The following is a 19,665-nucleotide window of genomic DNA, read 5'->3' as shown; positions in this document are numbered from 1 at the left end:
CTTGTCTTGCTTTTTGCTTCCTAGAAAGTCAAAAACAAGCGCAACTTTTAATAATCGTTACTACTTTTTATCAGAACTGCCAGCTCTTAAAATATTAAATAACTGGCAGTCATCTCAAGCCTAATAGTTATTGCTTTACCTGAACTTCGACTTCTTGCCCGGTTTGTAGTTGCTCGGCGCCGCGTACTGCGACTTTATCGCCCGCATTTAAAGTGATGTTAGAAGTCGGGGTGACTTCAACAAGTTTATCTTTGCCATTCCCTACTTTTACGGGAATTTGCAGGGCTTTGTTGTCGTTGTCGATTTTGACGATATGGGTGCCTTTTTTGCGTAAAATCAGCGCATCGCGATTCACCAGTAGTACATCCCCTTTGCTTTTTAGTGGCACGGCTACATCAACCAGTTGGCCAATTGCCCATGTTTGCTCGGCATCATTTGCTAGTAGGGCACGTACTTCTACGGTTTGTGAACGCGGATCGGTTGATGGGATCACCGCTGTTATGGTGGCTGTTGTCATATCTGGGGCTGATAAGTCGCCGGCTTGAATTGGTAACTCTATGCCTTTGTGTAAAAACTTTAAGTATTTAACAGGCACGTACAAACGCACTTCTAAGTTATTAATATCGAGCAGAGTGACCAGTTCATCTGCGCGATTTATTTCGCGACCAGCGCGTTTAAAACGCTCGCTGATCACGCCATCAAATGGGGCGAGCACGGTTGCACGCGAAAGTTGATCGTCTATCACTTTTAATTCAACCTTAGCCAGTGCGATATCAGATAACGCAAGGTCATGCTTATTTTGCATATCATCGACTTGGCTTGCTGCAGCACTACTGGCTTTGGCGAGTTTTTGTAAACGAGCGAGCTCTTGTTGATATAAGCGTAGGTTTATTTTGGCGCGATTGAGCATTTCTTGCTGGCGTGCTTTTTCAAGTTCAAGCGGTAAGGTGTCCATTCGAACTAGGGTGTCGCCACTATTAACCAGAGTACCTGGTTCAACAACATATAATAAACGCCCGCTAACGCCTGCTGTTAGGGTTACATCGTCTTTGCCATACAAAGTGCCGCTTACTTCAATTTCGCTTGTCAGCGGGGCTTGTGTGACGGTTTCTACTGTAACCGGCACGACTGCAAAGGCGTTAAATGCGATAAGACTGAATAGCGCACAAAAGCGAGCGGTTAATTTACGAAAAGGTGTGTTCATTGTTTTAATACTCATTGATTCGATACCAAGCTTAAAGGCGTTTTTTCTGGTTGCTGTTTGTTATTAACGGGCGGCAGTTGTCTGCCAAGTTGCAATAAACTTGGCATTAATATCAGGGTGAATAGGGCGCTAATGGCCATGCCGCCGACAATCACAGTGGCAAGGCCACGGTAAATTTCTGATCCTACCCCCGGCATTAGCATCAGTGGCAGCATGCCAAATAAGCTGGTTAAGGTACTTAAGTAAACGGGTCTTGCGCGCAGCAGCACTGCTTGGCGAACAGCGTCTTCTCGGCTGAGCCCTGCGGCCATTGCGACACGGGTTTGGTCAACCAATAAAATGGCATTATTTACCACCAGACCCAGCAAGATAATAAAGCCAATCATGGTCAGTAAGTCGAGTGATTGGAAGGTAAATAAGTTAAGTACGAATAGGGCCAGGACACCGCCTGCAATTGCCAATGGCATGACCAGTAAAACTAACGCGCTATCTTTGGCTGACTTAAACAATGCGGTCATTAGCAAGAATAAAATAAACAGAGCCAAGATAAAGTTGATTGTCATTTCTTGCATGGCTGAATTCATCTTTTGTGCGTTACCCGCCAATATCGCGCCAGAGCTGTCGGGCAAGCTTGCACGAACTTTCGGCATAACTTGCTCTGAGAGAATGGTTTGCGCTTGTTGTAAGCTCATATCTGCTGGTGGCGTGACAACAGTACTCACGGTACGGCGGCCATTAACACGCCTAAGCTGGGTTGGGCCTACGGTGCGTTCAATATTGGCAAGCTCGCCTAAGGTTTGAATACCTGATTGTGGGGTCACAATGGGCAGTGCTTTAAGCTCCTCTGGAGTTTGCCATGGAATACCGCGCAAAATCACGTTCATGCGTTCGTTGCCATCAAAGTATTCATTAACAAATAACCCGCCTGTATAGGCTTGCACTGCTTGAGATACGTCACGACGAGTTAGCCCTGCTTGGGTTATACGACGGTCATTGGGTGTGAGCCTAAGTTCTGGCTCTGCCATATCGAGTCGTGGTTGTGGCCTTGCAGTGGCATTCGGCATTGCTTCGGTGACAGCTTGCAGCGCCACATTAGCACCGGCGATTAGCTCGTCCATATTCGGACCCGTTAAATCGATATTGATATTACGACCATCACCGCCATTAGCAACTTGGATCATCGACCCTCTAAAGAAGAATACTTGGGTGTCGGGTAAATCGATGAAGATTTCTTCTCGGGCTACCTTCATTAATTCTTCAACACGTTGCGGATCAGCAGAATAAATAAAGCCGCCAGCATTCGAACCAAAAGCATAAAAGTTAAAATCTTTAATTCCCGGCTCTTTTTCACCTGTGTAATAAGGCATTAAACGCTTTTTAATACGCATCAGCAGCTCTTCTTCCATAAACTGCACATTGCCGCCAGGCGGGGTATTTAAGTTAAAGAAAAAGCCATCGGTTGGTGCGCGCGGCATAAAATCAGTTTTCGGGAGCATGGTCATGGTCGCGACGAGTGAGCCACCCAATAACGACACTATCCATACTATTTGTTTAACGCGGGTATTGGTAAGCGCCATGATGAAGTTAGTTAGCTTATGCCAATATTTACTATAAGGATCCGCTTTTAGCTCTTTGTCTGGCCAAAAGTGGTTAGCTAACGGAATAAGTGTAATTGCGCAAATCATAGAGGCAATAACTGCAATGGATAAGGTAAGCGCCAAGTCCGAGAATAACTGCCCCTCAATACCTGCCATAAATAAAATTGGCAAGAAGATAGCAACGCTGGTGGTGGTTGAGGCAAATAAAGCGCCTGTTACTTGAGCTGCGCCTTTTAGCGCGGCTTTTTTAGTATCAAAGCCTTCGCTTCTGAGCCTTGCGATGTTTTCTTGCACTATGATGGCGGCATCAAGTACTAAGCCAACAGCAAAGGCAAGGCCTGCCAGTGAAATAACATTTAAACTGCGATCAAAAATATTCAACGTTAAAAACGCGACTAACAAAGAGACAGGAATTGTCGCTGCAATCACAAACGTGGCCTTTAAGCCTCTAAAGAACAGCCACAAGATTAAACACGACAGCAGAACACCTAGGCCTAAGTTACTTTTTACCAACGACAAAGCATTACGAATATGCACAGAGGCATCAAAACTTAATTCAATCGATAAGCCATTCTCAGCCAGCGGCCCTTCGTTTAGCTCTTTAATGGCAAGGTTAATTTCGTCGAGTAGGGCAACGGTATTGGCTTCGTTAGCGCGCGAAATACGAATGTAATACGCGGGTTTACCATTTCGGCCACTCATTCCTAAACGGTCAGAAAAAGTGCGTTCTACACTTGCGATATCGCCAAGGTAAATGGGTCTATCGCCTGAATAACCAACGCGCATTTGTGCCATGCTTGATAAATCATATTGCCCAGTAAAACGTACTGTATATTGACGGCGGCCAACATTGGCAAGGCCACCAGAGGTATCGCGTGAGCTGGCTAATACGTTACTGATTTGGTCAAGGCTGACGCCAAGTGCGGCAGCTTTGTGGGGGTCAAAGGTGATACGTAACTCTTTTGGTCGCTCACTGGCTAAGTCAACGCGGGCAACACCAGGAATACGTGCCAAACGGGGCTCAACAAATTCATCGATTTGTTTTTGGAACTGCGCCATGTCTAAATCAAGGCTGTCGCTATTAAAATCTTTCGGGGTGACCAGTAACGTTGCTGCGGCTTCCCCATTATTACCGCCAGCAAATACAACAGGATCAAATGCATCTAACGGCAGGGGCGGCGCTTGGTTAAGGCTAGTTAACACATCAAGCATAGCCTGTTGCATGTTTTGCCCAACAGCAAAAGTCAACGTGATAGAGCCATTACCACGGTTAATGTAAGTATTAACCTCTAAGGCACCCGGGGTGTTTTTTACTGCGTTCTCGAGCGGCTCAATGATCACCGATTCAATCTCTTCAGGTGCAGCTTGGCGCCAGCCAGAGAAAATAGTGATCTGCGGTTGCTCAATATCTGGTGTGAGCTGAATTGGCAGCTTAAAAATGCTCAACATGCCAAACAACATAATCAACACCAAGATGACAATAACACTCGCAGGGTTTTTCAGCGAACTACGTGTCAGATTCATTGTGTGTGTTCCAAAATCAGTTTGTGTGCATTGTAGTGCGATGTAAAAAAAGTGCCAGTGAGGTAAATGAAATGTGTTTCAGAAGTAACGCTGAATAGCCGTAATTAAGCGATAAAGTGTGTATTTGAAATAAGATGTAACAATTTAGCTGAGGAGCTTTAAGTTAAAAGCATTAAGTAATAGCGCCTGAAACTAGGGAGTAGTATCTTTTCGGCTAAGGGAAGCCACATTTTGCTCAAACACACGTTTTACTTCTGCACTGTAGTGATTGTGGTCGTTAATGGTGATAAATGGGTTCGTAAAACTAACATCACAGAAAACCGTATAACATTGGATTGTAACTGCAACTCGATCTGGGGTTGCAAGGCCATCTAAGGTTGTTTGCAATGCTTCAAAAACATAATCTTTATTAACGTGCGATGTTAAAGCAACTTCAAGTTCTTTAACTTCTATGCGATGTGAATTCATATCAGTTACAAAAAATTCGTATAGGTAACTACGTGATACAAACAGCAAGATTGCCACAAGATAGAATAACCCTGTGTAATAAAATAACTCCGTGTGGGTAAAACTCCGAAAAGACTTAAACATTTTTACTATTATTTTTGTTTGTTTTTTATACTAAAACATATTTGTGAGTATATCTCAACAAACTAGCTAAAAATCATTGCATTACAGATAATAAAAAAGCGCGAAACTAGTTAGCATCGCGCTTCTTATCTCAAACTTAAGCTGACAGCTTAAAGCTCCGCTTTATTATTCATCAATCGAGCGAAGTAGGGCATTAATACCTACTTTCTCGCGAGTTTGCTGATCAACTTTTTTCACGATGATGGCAGCATATAGGCTGTGCGAACCATCTTTTGACGGAAGTGAACCTGGAACAACAACTGCACCAGCTGGTACTCGGCCGTAATGAATTTCGCCAGTTTCACGGTCATAGATACGTGTGCTTTGGCTGATATAAACGCCCATTGAGATAACTGCGCCTTCTTCAACTACAACGCCTTCAACAATTTCAGAACGTGCGCCAATAAAGCAGTTGTCTTCAATAATAGTTGGGTTAGCTTGTAGTGGTTCAAGTACACCACCAATGCCTACACCGCCAGATAAGTGAACGTTTTTACCAATTTGTGCACATGAGCCAACCGTTGCCCATGTATCAACCATTGTACCTTCATCAACGTAGGCGCCAATGTTGACATAAGATGGCATAAGCACCACGTTTTTACCTACGAAGCTGCCTTTACGTGCCACAGCATTAGGCACAACACGCATGCCGCCCTGTTGGAATTGCTCTGGAGTATAGTCGCTAAATTTAAGTGGTACTTTGTCGTAAAACTGATTAACACCATCGCTCATTGGTTGGTTATCACGAATACGGAAAGACAGTAGCACCGCTTTTTTTAACCATTGATGTACAACCCACTCACCACTGATTTTTTCAGCAACACGTGCAGCGCCGCTATCAAGTAATTCAAGCGCGTCGATAATTGCTTGTTTAACTTCACTTGATACCGTGCTTGGGCTGATGCTATCGCGGTTGTCCCAGGCGTTTTCGATCATGGTTTTTAAATCTGACATAAGATCCTCTTATTCGGTTTCTGCGTTGAGTTTTTTACGCAATGCTTGATGAATTTTAGCCTGTTCTTCGTCTGTTAATGCTTGGTATTCGTTATTTGATACCACGAAGAAATCTTCTGCACGCTCACCAACTGTGGTGATCCGTGCGGCATGAATATGTAATAAGTGCGCTTGAAATACTTCCGCAATTTTTGTTAATAGACCCGGAATATCCACCGCTTGAATTTCAATTAAGCTGCGGTCTTTACGGGCATGCGGTCTAAGCACAATTTTTGGTTTGATATTAAAGTCTTTGAAGCGCTGAGAGCGATTCTTTTTAAGGCGAATTTTCTTTTTCGGGTCGCTAATTGCAAGATCTAAAGCACGTTTAATGCCTTGCGAACGGTTACTCGCAATCGGGTCACCATTGACCTCTAAAATAACAAAGCTAAATAGCACGTAGCCATCTTTTGTGGTCAGTACCTGCGCATGTTGAATCTGTGCTTTTTTCGAACCAATCACACTAACTAAACGTGAGAATAAACTGCCCGAGTAAGGGCTATAAGCAAATACTTGTGTACCACCATGCATTGCGGTGTTAGACACGGCAACGCTAGGCAGGCTTAAATCGTCACAGCTTAGTAAGTGCTCTGTGTGCCACGAAATCTGTTGCTCGCTAAAAGCAGTAAAATAATTGGCTTTAAAGCGACTCCAAATTAAGTCGATTTGATCTTCGTTACAACCGTGGTTCAGTAAGCGCTGTTTGGCTTGCTGTTTTTTATCACGTATTTGATCACGTTGGTCCATTGGATTTTCAAGCCCTAAACGAAGCGCGCGCTGGGTGTGTAAATACAGCTCACGTAGTAGGGTATTTTTCCAATCGTTCCACAGGTTATCGTTAGTTGCGCGAATATCGGCCAAGGTTAAGCAGTATAAGTAGTCAAGCTGGCGCTCATTTTTCACCTTACTTGCAAAGTCTTTAATTACATCTGGGTCATTAATATCTTTACGCTGCGCTGTAACCGACATAAGTAAGTGATTAGCCACTAACCACGAAATAAGCTTGCCATCTGAGGCTGGGAAGCGGTGTAGCTTAGCAAACGCAATTGCATCAACTGAACCAAGCTCAGAGTGATCGCCACCACGGCCTTTAGCAATATCGTGGAAAATACCGGCTAAATAAAGTAACTCAGGCTTATCCATACGAGTGACAATTTCACTACATAACGGAAATTCGCTGACTTTTGATTTATCAAAGTACTTATAAATATTGTTGATGAGTTTATGGGTATGTTCATCCACAGTGTAGGCATGGAATAAATCGAACTGCATTTGGCCAAAAATATTACGCCACTGTGGTAAGTAGGCAGCAATAATGCCGTGCTTGTGCATCAGCGTAAATGCGCGGCCCATACCGTTAGGGTGTTTGATTAAACGCAAAAATGCTTCGCGACAGGCGGCGTAATCTTGTAAATCACCCAATAAACGACGGCGAACTTGGCGCATTGTACGTATGGTACTTGGGTAAATATGGGTGATCTCTGGGTTATCAGCAATATGCTCGAACAACACAAATAGCTGATCACGGCGGAAGAACACCGATGGATTCTTAACACGAATTTGATGGCCAATGCGCTCAAAGTTACGGTCGAGCTCAATCACAGGTAATTCACCGGCACCCGGTAAAATGCTTTGCTCAAAGTATGAAAGCAGCATTTGGTTAAGCTCACGTACGCGGCTCATGATCCTAAATAAGCGTTTCATCATGCGCTCGACCGAGGCTTTACCGTCACTACCAAAGCCGAGAATTTCTGCGGCATGAGGTTGATGATCGAACAATAAGCGGTTTTCAGAGCGACCCGCAGCGATGTGCAGCGCAAAACGAATGTTCCATAGGTTTTCTAAACACTCAGACAGCTCTTGGTATTCTTCGTGAGTAAGATAGCCGTGATTTATGAGTTCTTGTAATGTTTCGGCTCTAAAGTGTTTTTTAGCAACCCAAATAATGGTCTGTAAGTCGCGCAGGCCACCTGGGTTTTCTTTGATATTGGGTTCAAGGTTATAAGCCGTACCATGGCATTTCTTATGGCGTAAACTTTGTTCTTGTACTTTTGCCAAAAAGAATTCGTCTGAGCGCCAAATCGGCGTATCTATTAAATGATTTTTTAATTTTTCGAATTCGATATGGTTACCGAAAATTAATCGGCTTTCGAGTAAGCTGGTGGCAAATGTCACATCTTCGCGTTTTTGTTCTAAAGCTTGTTCTATAGTGCGAACGCTGTGACCAATTTCTAAATTAAGATCCCAAAGCATGGTAACGAACTGGCCAATTTTCTCGCACACGGCTTCACTTGGCTGCTCGCTTACCAGCAACATAAAGTCGATATCGGAATAGGGGTGTAGTTCGCCACGACCATAACCACCCACAGCAATCAGGGCTAAGTCACTTTCGTGAGCAAGGTCGTAATCGTGAAACAGTTTAATTAATAAGCGGTCGATAAACTCAGCGCGGGCATTAATTAAGTTGCTAACGGGTTGTTTTGAGAATTCGTTCTGTAGCCATTTATAAAAATAACTAGAACAATCGCGATAATCGCTAAGTTGCTCAGCTTGGCTGAGCAACTTTTTTACTTTATTGGGTAATGCCACTGGGGCTGGCTCCTAGTGTTCGATGATCCTGTCAATAGTATCATCTGATCGGAGCGTTAAAATTTCAACACCATTTTCAGTCACTAACAGTGTATGTTCCCACTGTGCAGACAATGAACGGTCTTTTGTTACGACAGTCCAGTTGTCTTTAAGTAGCTTACATTGGCGTTTACCAGCATTAACCATAGGCTCGATTGTTAAGCACATACCTGCTTTTAATACTTCGCCAGTACCTGGTTTACCATAGTGCATTACTTGAGGTTCTTCGTGAAACTCAGCACCAATACCGTGGCCACAATATTCACGTACGATAGAATAGCTAAAGCTTTCTGCGTATTTTTGAATTGCAGCACCAATATCACCTAAGCGTACGCCTGGCTTAACCATTTTAATTGCAAGATAAAGGCTTTCTTGCGTGATATCAGCAAGACGCTTGCCTTGAATGTTAGGTGTACCAACGTGGAACATCTTAGATGTATCACCGTGATAGCCATCTTTGATCACAGTTACGTCGATATTTACGCTATCGCCTTCTTTAAGTGGTTTGTCATTTGGAATACCGTGACAAATTACATGGTTCACTGAGGTGCAAATTGATTTTGGGAAACCGTGGTAATTAAGCGGTGCTGGAATAGCATCTTGAACATTAACAATATAATCATGACAAATTGTATTTAGTTCATCTGTGGTTACACCTGGCACCACATGCGGTTCTATCATTTCTAGTACCTCGGCGGCTAAGCGCCCGGCAACACGCATTTTTTCGATTTCTTCAGGGGTCTTGATCACAGCACTCATTGAGGCTCCAAAGTTGTTTTTCAGGTCAGTTTTCAGTGCACAAATTTTGCACTAGACGTTGAGTTTTCAATTTTAATATGGTATAAAGCGCGCCGTCTTTTTACAAATAAATTCTTAACTGATTTTTTGTATTTAAGGCAAACACAATTTTATTTTAACACACACACGTATCGTCACATACACTTGGGTGCACTTAAGTTACAAATTAACTGCGGTGTTGGTGCTATGGGATATGTGGAGGCCTAACCCTAAATTATAGAGGATTATACAAATGGCAAACGTTTCAATGCGCGATATGCTTCAAGCTGGTGTTCACTTTGGTCACCAGGCACGTTACTGGAACCCTAAGATGAAGCCTTTCATCTTCGGCGCTCGTAACCGTGTTCATATCATCAACCTAGAGCAAACTGTACCAATGTTCAACGAAGCACTTAAGTTCTTATCGAACGCAGCTTCTAACAAAGGTAAAGTACTTTTCGTTGGTACTAAGCGCGCAGCAAGCGAAGCAGTTAAAGAAGCAGCGATCCAAAGCGAGCAGTTCTACGTAAACCACCGTTGGTTAGGTGGTATGTTGACTAACTGGAAAACAGTTCGTCAATCAATCAAGCGTCTTAAAGACCTTGAAGCGCAAAGCCAAGACGGTACTTTCGAGAAATTAACTAAGAAAGAAGCGTTAATGCTTACTCGTGAAATGGAAAAGCTTGAAAAGAGCCTTGGTGGTATCAAAGACATGGGCGGTCTTCCTGACGCGCTTTTCGTTATCGATGCAGACCACGAGCACATCGCTATCCGTGAAGCTAACAACCTAGGTATTCCAGTTGTTGCTATCGTTGATACTAACTCTAACCCAGACGGTGTTGATTACATCGTACCTGGTAACGACGATGCGATCCGTGCTATCCAACTTTACACAGGCGCTGTATCAGCTGCGATCACTGAAGGTCGTGAGAACAACATCGTTGCTCAAGCTGAGAAAGACGACTTCGTAGAAGCTGAGTAATTAGCTGTCATCAAGTCTTCATCTAATTAAGATGAAGACTTGTTATTCTTGTTAAGCGGCCTATACCGCTTCCCTATAACAGAATTCAATTGAGGATATTCTAATGGCTGTAACTGCTGCCCTAGTTAAAGAATTACGCGAGCGTACTGGCGCTGGCATGATGGATTGTAAAAAAGCGTTAACTGAAACTAACGGTGACATCGAGTTAGCGATCGAAAACATGCGTAAGAGCGGTGCTGCAAAGGCTGCTAAAAAAGCAGGTAACATCGCTGCTGAAGGTACAATCTTAATCAAAGAAGGTAACGGTTTCGCTGCACTTCTTGAAGTTAACTGTCAAACTGACTTCGTTGCTAAAGACGCTAACTTCCTTGGTTTCGCTAACCAAGTTCTTGACGCTGCTGCAGAATCTAAAGCAGACATCGAAGCACTTAAAGCACAATTCGAAGAAACTCGTGTTGCTCTAGTTGCTAAAATCGGTGAAAACATCAACGTTCGTCGCGTTGAGTACATCGACGGTGACAAGCTTTCTTCTTACCGCCACGGCGACCGTATCGGTGTTGTTGTAGTTGGTGAAGCTGACGAAGAAACACTTAAGCAAGTTGCTATGCACGTAGCTGCGTCTAAGCCTGAGTTCGTAAACCCAGAAGACGTACCAGCTGACGTTGTTGAAAAAGAAAAAGCAGTTCAAATCGATATCGCGATGAACGAAGGCAAGCCTGCTGAAATCGCTGAGAAAATGGTTATCGGTCGTATGAAGAAATTCACTGGTGAGATCTCTCTTACTGGTCAAGCTTTCATCATGGAACCTAAAAAATCAGTTGGCGAAATTCTTAAAGAGAAAGGCGCAACTGTTTCTAACTTCATCCGTTTAGAAGTTGGTGAAGGTATCGAGCGTAAAGAAGAAGACTTCGCTGCTGAAGTAGCTGCTCAAATCGCTGCTGCAAAAGGCGAGTAATTTTCTAACTTAGTGACGTAGGGCAATAAGATGAAATTAATCTGCTATTAGCTTTTGCGTCACTGATGAAAATTCTTTAAAATAACCGCGTTTTATGTGTAACCATAGCGCGGTTATTTTTTATCTCATTACTAAGGCTGGCCCAAATATTATGACTATCAATCGTAAACCTATTTTTAGACGTGTTCTTCTTAAACTTAGCGGTGAAGCATTAATGGGAGACGAAGGCTTCGGCATCGACCCAAAAGTACTTGACCGTATGGCTCAAGAAATTAAAGAACTTGTAGAGCTCGACGTAGAAGTAGGTTTAGTTATCGGTGGCGGTAACTTCTTGCGTGGTGGTTCATTAGCAGAAGCGGGTATGAACCGCGTAGTTGGCGACCACATGGGTATGCTTGCGACTGTAATGAATGGTTTAGCAATGCGTGATGCACTGCACCGTGCATTTGTAAATTGTCGTTTAATGTCTGCTATCCCACTGAACGGTGTGTGTGATGCTTACAACTGGGCAGAAGCTATCAGCCTATTAAAATCTGGCCGCGTTGTAATTTTCTCAGCGGGTACAGGTAACCCATTCTTCACAACAGACTCAGCAGCGTGTTTACGTGGTATTGAAATTGAAGCAGATACTGTAATCAAAGCGACTAAAGTGGATGGTGTTTACTCTGATGATCCAGTGAAAAACCCAGACGCTACACTATATCGCCACTTAAGCTACAATGAAATCATTGATAAAGAGCTTAAGGTTATGGATTTAGCTGCATTTACGCTGGCGCGTGACCACAACATGCCATTAAGCGTATTTAACATGAATAAATCAGGCGCGCTTAAGCGTGTTATTATGGGCGAAGATGAAGGAACGCTTATCTCTTCACAAGCCTCAGATGAAACTAGCAAATAGATTAGGATTGAACCGTGATTAACGATATCAAAAAAGATGCGTCAGAACGTATGCAAAAAAGTGTTGCGGCACTAGGCAGTCAATTATCTAAAATTCGCACAGGCCGTGCGCACCCAGCATTACTTGACGGTATTCAAGTGTCTTACTACGGTGCTGACACGCCATTAAACCAAGTTGCCAACGTAACAATTGAAGACTCTCGTACACTTGCAATTAGCGTGTTTGATAAGTCACTAGCGCAAGCAGTAGAAAAAGCGATCATGGCTTCAGATTTAGGTTTAAACCCAATGTCTGCAGGTACTGTTATTCGTGTTCCACTTCCTCCACTTACAGAAGAGCGTCGTAAAGACCTTATCAAAATCGTACGTGGCGAAGTTGAAAGCGGTCGTGTTGCTGTACGTAACATCCGTCGTGACGCAAATGGCGACATTAAGAGCTTATTGAAAGAAAAAGATATTTCTGAAGATGAAGCACGTCAAGCAGAAGACGAGATCCAAAAGCTTACTGATAAGTTCATCAAAGAGATGGACGCACAACTAGCTGCAAAAGAAGCTGAGTTAATGGAAATCTAATCGCTGCTGTTTATCTTTCAGACACTGATTCTGTAAGTAAACAGGCGTAACTAAATTTATTAGTTTTGAAACGCCGTCTAGGGTATACTAGACGGCGTTTTTTTATGGAATACTCGATATTTATGGTTCTTAACGCTGATAAAATTTCCCAGCAAAGTTTGCCTAAGCATGTCGCTATAATCATGGATGGCAACGGACGTTGGGCACAAGCGAAAAATCGCCCACGTGTTTATGGGCACAAAAAGGGCGTTGATGCGGTTCGTCAATCAGTGCAATTTTGTACTCGCTTAGGTATACAGTCGTTAACACTATTCGCATTTAGTAGCGAAAATTGGCGACGTCCAGAAGACGAAGTAAATACGCTCATGGAGCTATTTTTATTCGTACTGGGCAAAGAAGTTAAAAAACTTCATAAAAATAATGTAAAGCTAAACATAATTGGTGATTTATCACGCTTTTCAGAAGGTTTGCGCAATAAAGTTGATGCAGCCCATGAATTAACTCGTAATAATACGGGTCTACAGTTAAACGTGGCAGCTAATTATGGTGGACGTTGGGATATTACTAACGCTGCAACAACGCTTGCGAAAAAGGTCGCAGCCGGTGAAATGGCCGCAGAAGATATTACTGAAGAGCTAATGGCTGAACAAATGAGTATGGCCGACCAAGGTGAGCTTGATTTAATGATCCGCACCGGCGGAGATTTACGCATCAGTAACTTCCTTTTATGGCAAGCGGCTTATGCTGAGCTTTACTTTACCGATACGCTTTGGCCAGACTTCAATGAAGCTGCATTTGCTGACGCTATCGCATGTTACGTTGCCAGAGAGCGACGATTTGGTTGTACAGGCGAACAAATAAAACAATTACTCGCCGAGACCTAATTACTAGTTGAAGGTACACACATTGCTAAAACAACGAATTTTAACCTCGCTCGTGTTGGCACCACTTGCACTTATTTTGGTTTTTTATACCCCATTGACACTATTTAGTTATATCGCCGCTGGTATTGTTTTACTCGGTGCATGGGAGTGGTCTGCATTTATGGGCCTATGCGATAAAGTTAAACGTTTTGGATTTGTTGCAGCAACGGCTGCATTTTTGGCATTACTGAACTGGCATTGGCCCATTGAATCACTTTGGCAAAATGGTCAATTAGTGGGTGATGCAAACTACCTATTTACCTTGTCATTTGCATGGTGGATTGTGGCAACGTACTTAGTTTGGCGCTACCCAGCTATGGCAAAGGCTTGGAATGAAGGCATTGTAATGCGTGCCATTGCTGGCTTTTTAACGTTAGTGCCACTTTGGCTTGCACTAAATACACTACGTAGCGCAGGTTATGGCGAATCTACTCACTTTGGTTCAATGTTAATTTTAGTTGTACTTGGTATTGTGTGGAGCGCAGATATTGGTGCTTACTTTACTGGTAAGAACTTAGGTAAACGTAAACTAATGCCAAAGGTAAGTCCTAATAAAACGATTGAAGGTTTATTAGGTGGTGTAGTGGCTTCGGTTGTTTTTGTTTTAGTATTTTGCCATTTCACTAATGTTGACATGAGTGTTTGGCCAATCTATGCCGTGATGACTGCATTTATCGCGTTATTCTCAGCCGTAGGCGATTTACTCGAAAGTATGTTTAAACGTGAAGTTGGCTTGAAAGACAGCGGTTCATGTTTACCAGGTCATGGCGGTATTTTAGATCGTATCGATAGCTTAACCGCAGCTGCGCCAATTTTTGTACTTTGCTACGCATGGACACTGAGTTTATGAGCAAAGTAGAGCAACTTGTTGTACTGGGCGCAACTGGTTCAATCGGTTTAAGCACCTTAGATGTTGTTTCTAGAAACCCGGAGCGCTTTGCGGTTTTTGCTTTAGCGGCGGGTAAAAATGCCGAGCAAATGGCTGAGTTGTGTATCGCACATCAGCCTAAGTTTGCTGTTATGGCTGATCAACAAGCCGCTAGCGCGCTTTCGAATTTACTCGCTAAAAGCTCATGCAGCACACAGGTGCTAGCAGGTGTTGATGCGATGTGTGAGCTTGCTGCACATACAGATGTTGATGCAGTGATGTCGGCGATAGTGGGTGCAGCGGGTCTACTGCCGACTTTAAGTGCAGTTGAAGCTGGCAAAAAAGTGTTGCTAGCGAATAAAGAGTCGCTAGTTATGTCGGGTCAGTTGTTTATTGATAAAGTAAAACAACATGGCGCCACTTTACTGCCTATCGACAGCGAACATAATGCGATTTTCCAATGTATGCCAGCATCATTACAGAATGCATCAGGCCTACTTGCTGATAATGGTGTAAGCAAAATCTTGCTTACAGGTTCTGGCGGTCCTTTCTTAAAGCGTGATTTAGCGACATTACCATCAGTGACTGTTGCAGAAGCAGTGGCACATCCAAACTGGTCAATGGGACAAAAGATTTCTGTTGATTCAGCGACTATGATGAATAAAGGCCTAGAGTTTATAGAAGCCAAGTGGCTGTTTAACTGCTGTGCCAGTGATATTGAAGTGGTGATCCACCCACAAAGTATTATTCACTCTATGGTGCAATATCAAGATGGCTCAGTGCTTGCGCAAATGGGTAATCCAGATATGCGCACACCAATTGCTCATGCTTTAGCTTTTCCTGAGCGTGTCGATGCGGGTGTCAAACCGCTCGATTTTTCACAAATGGCAGATTTTACTTTCACTAAACCAGATTATGCTCGTTACCCTAATTTAAAACTTGCCATTGATGCGTGTGAAATGGGCCAAGGTGCAACCACAACAGTAAATGCGGCGAATGAAATAGCGGTTGCAGCATTTCTAAATGGTCAAATCGGCTTTACAGATATTTATCGAATTAACGCTGAAACGCTCAATGCAACGCAAAATATCAACGTGCAAACTCTTGACGAGATTTTAGCTTGTGACCAAGCTGCACGTGTAAAAGCGACTGAGTTTGTAAAAAGAGGCATCAACTAGCATGTTTGATTTTTTCTGGAATCTTGGCTCATTTATTCTTGCTCTGGGTATTTTAGTGACTGTGCATGAATATGGTCATTTCTGGGTTGCGCGAAAAGCCGGCGTGAAAGTGCTGCGTTTTTCAATTGGCTTTGGTAAGCCATTAGTCAAGTGGTACGACAAACAGCAAACCGAATATGTGATTGCAGCAATCCCACTAGGTGGTTATGTCAAAATGCTTGATGAGCGTGTTGACGAAGTGCCGCCAGAGCAGCGACATTTATCATTTAATGCTAAATCAGTAAAAGCACGTATTGCGATTGTGGCTGCAGGCCCGATGGCAAACTTTTTATTCGCTATTTTTGCCCTTGCTGTAATGTACATGGTCGGCGTTCAGTCATTGAAACCTGTGGTGGGTGAGGTGTCTCAGGGCAGTCGTGCCGCAGCTGCTAATATTGAGCCAAACCAGCAAATTATTAAAATTGGTGAAGACGATATCAATACTTGGCAAGATGCAACATTCTCGCTAATGAGCCGCTTAGGTGAGCAAAGTGTTGTGGTAACGCTTCGCGATCAGAATTATCAAAAGCATGTGCGTACTCTTAACTTAGATGGTTGGAAATTAGATCAACAAGACGTACCACCATTAACCTCTATAGGCATTGTGCCATTTCGTCCTAAAGCACTTTTAGAAGTGGCGATGATTAGCAAAGGCTCGGCGGCAGAAGCTGCAGGCTTACAGGTGAACGACAAAATTTTTGCTGTAAATGGTGAAAATATCAGCAGTTGGACCCAGTTAGTTTCACTAATTCAGCAATCACCTAACAAATCCTTACAATTTAGTGTACAAAGGCAAGATAGTATAAAAGAGCTGTCAGTGACGCCACAAAGCAGAACCAATGATGAGGGCGTTGCTCAGGGCTTTTTAGGTGTGTCTCCGGTGGTTGAGCCATGGCCAGAAAACTATATTGAAACTAGACATTATGGCCCTGTCGATAGTATTGTGCTGGGCATACAAGAAACATGGCGTTTAATTACCCTTAGTTTTGACATGATTGGTAATTTAATTACCGGTCAGGTGTCGGTTAAAAATTTAAGTGGCCCGGTGGGCATTGCAGTTGGCGCGGGAACTAGCGTAAGCTATGGCTTGGTTGCATTTTTAAGCTTTTTAGCATTAATTAGTGTAAACCTTGGCGTATTTAACTTATTACCGCTTCCAGTGCTAGATGGTGGGCACTTAATGTATTACATAATTGAACTTTTTCGCAAAAAGCCGGTCTCTGAAAAGACGCAAGAATTTGGTTTTAAAGTGGGGGCCTTGCTGCTTCTGTTTTTAACATGTTTCGCTTTGTTCAATGATGTATCGCGTTTATAACAAGTAAGCGAAAAATTCCAATTTGAACACGATTGTAAAACACCGCAAAAGTTAAATTTATAAGGTGTTGAGCGGTAATACAGTTGTAAAGGATAAAGATAACAAAATGGCTATAAAAAAACATTTGGCAGTTTCAAGTTTATTAGGTGCTAGCTTTGCAGCCCTAGGCCAAAACTCCTTTATTGTAGATGATTTAAAAGTTGAAGGTTTACAGCGTGTTGCACTGGGTGCAGCGTTAACGCATATTCCGATCAACGTGGGCGATAATATTGATGAGTACACAATTTCTAGAACCATAAAGGCTCTCTATCGTTCAGGTCACTTTGACAATATTAAAGCATTACGTGATGGCAACAGTGTTATCTTCCGAGTGACTGAACGCCCAACGATCAGCATGATCGAATTTGATGGCAATAAAGACATCAAAGATGAGCAACTTAATGAGTCGCTAGACCAGCAAGATATCCGTACTGGTGAGCCGCTTGATAAAACGGTTCTTGATAACATTGAAAAAGGCTTAGTTGAATTCTTCCACAGTATTGGTAAATACAATGCAAAAGTGGATGTAAGCATTACTAAGTTACCGCGTAACCGTGTAAAACTTTTATTCAAATTTGATGAAGGTGACGCAGCGTCAATTCGTCAAATCAACTTGGTTGGTAACGAGCTTTTCTCAGATGAAGAGCTACTTAAATTAGCCGAGTCTCAACAAGATTTGCCTTGGTGGCAGTTCATGTCGAGTGACCGCTACCAAAAGCAAACTATCGAAGGCGATTTAGAGAAAATTCGTAGTTACTACTTAGACCGTGGTTACCTACGTTTTAATATCGATTCGACACAAGTATCAGTTAGTCCTGAGCGTGATTCTGTTTATGTAACAGCAAATATCACCGAAGGTGTTAAATACAAAGTGAAAGGCTTTGACTTTATTGGTGACTTGTTAGGCCGTGAAGAGCTTATTAAGAGCGTTATCCCGCTAAAAACTGGCGAGCTTTATAACGGCTCTGTGGTGACATCATCAGAAGAGTTTATCAAAAGCTACTTAGCACGTTTTGGTTATGCCAATGCTGAAGTACGTACCATCCCTGAGATTGATGACGAAAACAAAGAAGTTCAATTAACGCTTTCTGTTAATCCGGGCAAACGTGTTTATGTTCGTCGTATTATTGTGGGCGGTAACCAAAATACTTCTGATGAAGTGGTTCGTCGTGAAATGACACAGCTTGAAGGTGCGTGGTTATCAAACCAAAGCCTTGAGCGCTCTAAACTGCAAATCCAGCGTTTACCTTACATGGAAAGCGTTGATTTTAATGTTGTGCCAGTACCAGGTGTAGATGACCAAGTTGATGTAGATTTCACTGTGAAAGAACAATCTGCAGGTAGCTTTAACGCAGGTCTTGCTTATGGTTCTTACTTGGGTCTGCAATTTAACATTGGTGTGAGTGAATCAAACTTCTTAGGTACCGGTAACCAAATTGGTTTCAACATTAATACCTCACGTGGTTCTGAACGTATTAGTGTGTCTTATACTGACCCTTACTTTACGCCAGATGGTGTATCGCAAGGTAGTAGCATCTTCTACAGTAACTATGATGCAAGTAAATTCAGCCTAATCGACTATAAATCGAAGAGTTATGGTATTGGTACAAACATTGGTTTCCCAATCGATGCAGTAAACCGTATTAACTTTGGTGTTCGTTGGGTGCAAGAAGAGCTGTCTGATATTGCAGAATATGAGCAAACACGTGTTATTCGTGAAACATTCTTAGACCCTGAAAATCCAGACGCAGGCTTTGACTTTACTAAGTACGAGTTAAGCGCAGGTTGGTCACGTGTTACTGTTAACCGTGGTTTATTCCCAACAGCAGGTTCGCGCCAATCTCTTAACTTAACTGCGACAACGCCAAACTCTGATTTACAGTACTTTAAGCTAAATTATGACTCGCGTTTCTACTGGCCAATCAGTAATGACCACCGCTGGGTGTTCTCAACGCGTGCGGCACTTGGTTACGGTAATGGTTACGGTACAACCAATGGTTATGACCAAACACTGCCGTTCCAAGAGTTCTTCAGAATTACTGAAATGGAACTACGTGGCTTTGACCGTAATACGATCTTACCACGTGCCGTATCACGTTTTCCGCAAAGCATTCCTGGTACACCATTACCTGATGGTACAACAACAGGTAGCATTGGTGGTGCATCAGAATTTGACCAATTACAAACAGCAGGCCGAATTGGTGGTAATGCCAAAGCGGTAGCAGGGATGGAGCTTATTGTTCCAACACCTTTCTTAGATGAAGAAAACACCAGCTCTGTACGTACTAGCTTCTTCGTAGATGCTGCAAACGTATGGGATACAGAGTTTAATATTGACCGTTATCAAAACCTTTCAACAGATGAACGTGCAAAATTGGATGATTACTCAGATCCGATGCGCTTTAGGGTTTCAACCGGTCTTTCTCTACAATGGATCTCTCCGATGGGTCCAATGCTGATCAGTTTTGCGTATCCATTGCAAAAAGAAGAAGATGACGATACGAAGACCATCAGCTTTAACATTAGTAATACATTCTAA

15 protein-coding genes are annotated in these 19,665 nt (G+C 42.9%); 9 read left to right on the top strand and 6 right to left on the bottom strand.

What is annotated here, in order from left to right; genetic code table 11:
* Positions 1 to 127: 127 nt before the first annotated feature.
* The 6 genes from WA256_RS02995 to map all read right to left on the bottom strand — a co-directional run bounded on the left by WA256_RS02995 (position 128) and on the right by map (position 9,360).
* Positions 128 to 1,219, bottom strand: coding sequence for an efflux RND transporter periplasmic adaptor subunit (locus WA256_RS02995; protein ID WP_442961413.1), 1,092 nt, complete (start codon positions 1,217 to 1,219; stop codon positions 128 to 130).
* On the bottom strand, positions 1,216 to 4,326 hold the full coding sequence (locus WA256_RS02990; RefSeq protein ID WP_335988933.1) for an efflux RND transporter permease subunit: 3,111 nt from the start codon (positions 4,324 to 4,326) through the stop codon (positions 1,216 to 1,218). Before WA256_RS02990 ends, WA256_RS02995 begins: the two co-directional genes overlap by 4 nt.
* 192 nt (positions 4,327 to 4,518) lie before the next feature.
* Positions 4,519 to 4,794 (bottom strand): hypothetical protein, encoded by a 276-nt coding sequence (locus tag WA256_RS02985; RefSeq protein WP_253109031.1) that lies wholly within the window; start codon positions 4,792 to 4,794, stop codon positions 4,519 to 4,521.
* Between the two features lie 288 nt (positions 4,795 to 5,082).
* A complete protein-coding gene (gene dapD / locus WA256_RS02980) occupies positions 5,083 to 5,910 on the bottom strand; it encodes a 2,3,4,5-tetrahydropyridine-2,6-dicarboxylate N-succinyltransferase (RefSeq protein WP_054553126.1) in 828 nt (275 codons plus the stop codon).
* A 9-nt stretch (positions 5,911 to 5,919) separates the two neighbouring features.
* The gene (gene glnD / locus WA256_RS02975; RefSeq protein ID WP_335988929.1) at positions 5,920 to 8,538 is read right to left on the bottom strand and encodes a [protein-PII] uridylyltransferase; all 2,619 of its coding nucleotides are present in this window, start codon (positions 8,536 to 8,538) and stop codon (positions 5,920 to 5,922) included.
* Positions 8,539 to 8,550: 12 nt separating this feature from the next.
* Positions 8,551 to 9,360: a type I methionyl aminopeptidase gene (gene map / locus WA256_RS02970; protein ID WP_228290538.1), complete on the bottom strand. Its 810-nt coding sequence runs from the start codon at positions 9,358 to 9,360 to the stop codon at positions 8,551 to 8,553.
* A 247-nt stretch (positions 9,361 to 9,607) separates the two neighbouring features.
* Here map and rpsB point away from each other — a divergent pair, with 247 nt between their 5' ends.
* The 9 genes from rpsB to bamA all read left to right on the top strand — a co-directional run bounded on the left by rpsB (position 9,608) and on the right by bamA (position 19,665).
* On the top strand, positions 9,608 to 10,336 hold the full coding sequence (rpsB, locus tag WA256_RS02965; protein ID WP_054562046.1) for a 30S ribosomal protein S2: 729 nt from the start codon (positions 9,608 to 9,610) through the stop codon (positions 10,334 to 10,336).
* 103 nt (positions 10,337 to 10,439) lie between these two features.
* Positions 10,440 to 11,291, top strand: coding sequence for a translation elongation factor Ts (tsf, locus tag WA256_RS02960; RefSeq protein WP_062566883.1), 852 nt, complete (start codon positions 10,440 to 10,442; stop codon positions 11,289 to 11,291).
* Positions 11,292 to 11,442: 151 nt separating this feature from the next.
* Complete coding sequence (pyrH, locus tag WA256_RS02955; protein WP_054553317.1) at positions 11,443 to 12,192, top strand: UMP kinase; 750 nt, start codon at positions 11,443 to 11,445, stop codon at positions 12,190 to 12,192.
* A 14-nt stretch (positions 12,193 to 12,206) separates the two neighbouring features.
* Positions 12,207 to 12,764: a ribosome recycling factor gene (gene frr, locus WA256_RS02950; protein WP_054553121.1), complete on the top strand. Its 558-nt coding sequence runs from the start codon at positions 12,207 to 12,209 to the stop codon at positions 12,762 to 12,764.
* A 104-nt stretch (positions 12,765 to 12,868) separates the two neighbouring features.
* Positions 12,869 to 13,648, top strand: coding sequence for an isoprenyl transferase (locus tag WA256_RS02945; protein ID WP_054553120.1), 780 nt, complete (start codon positions 12,869 to 12,871; stop codon positions 13,646 to 13,648).
* 22 nt (positions 13,649 to 13,670) lie between these two features.
* Positions 13,671 to 14,537: a phosphatidate cytidylyltransferase gene (locus tag WA256_RS02940; protein ID WP_063529914.1), complete on the top strand. Its 867-nt coding sequence runs from the start codon at positions 13,671 to 13,673 to the stop codon at positions 14,535 to 14,537.
* Positions 14,534 to 15,733 carry a 1-deoxy-D-xylulose-5-phosphate reductoisomerase gene (ispC, locus tag WA256_RS02935; protein WP_058586277.1) on the top strand — a complete coding sequence of 400 codons (1,200 nt, stop codon included), beginning with the start codon at positions 14,534 to 14,536 and terminating at the stop codon, positions 15,731 to 15,733. The genes WA256_RS02940 and ispC overlap by 4 nt, the downstream gene beginning before the upstream one ends.
* A gap of 1 nt (position 15,734) precedes the next feature.
* Complete coding sequence (rseP, locus tag WA256_RS02930) at positions 15,735 to 17,087, top strand: sigma E protease regulator RseP (protein ID WP_335988921.1); 1,353 nt, start codon at positions 15,735 to 15,737, stop codon at positions 17,085 to 17,087.
* Positions 17,088 to 17,193: 106 nt separating this feature from the next.
* Positions 17,194 to 19,665 (top strand): outer membrane protein assembly factor BamA, encoded by a 2,472-nt coding sequence (bamA, locus tag WA256_RS02925; RefSeq protein WP_062566886.1) that lies wholly within the window; start codon positions 17,194 to 17,196, stop codon positions 19,663 to 19,665.

This window comes from Pseudoalteromonas sp. CH_XMU1449-3 (assembly GCF_037027245.1).
In the GTDB taxonomy this organism is placed as follows: Bacteria; Pseudomonadota; Gammaproteobacteria; order Enterobacterales; family Alteromonadaceae; genus Pseudoalteromonas; species Pseudoalteromonas shioyasakiensis.
The sequence above is the reverse complement of the archived record's forward strand: the minus strand, read 5'-3'. Positions and strand labels throughout refer to the sequence as shown.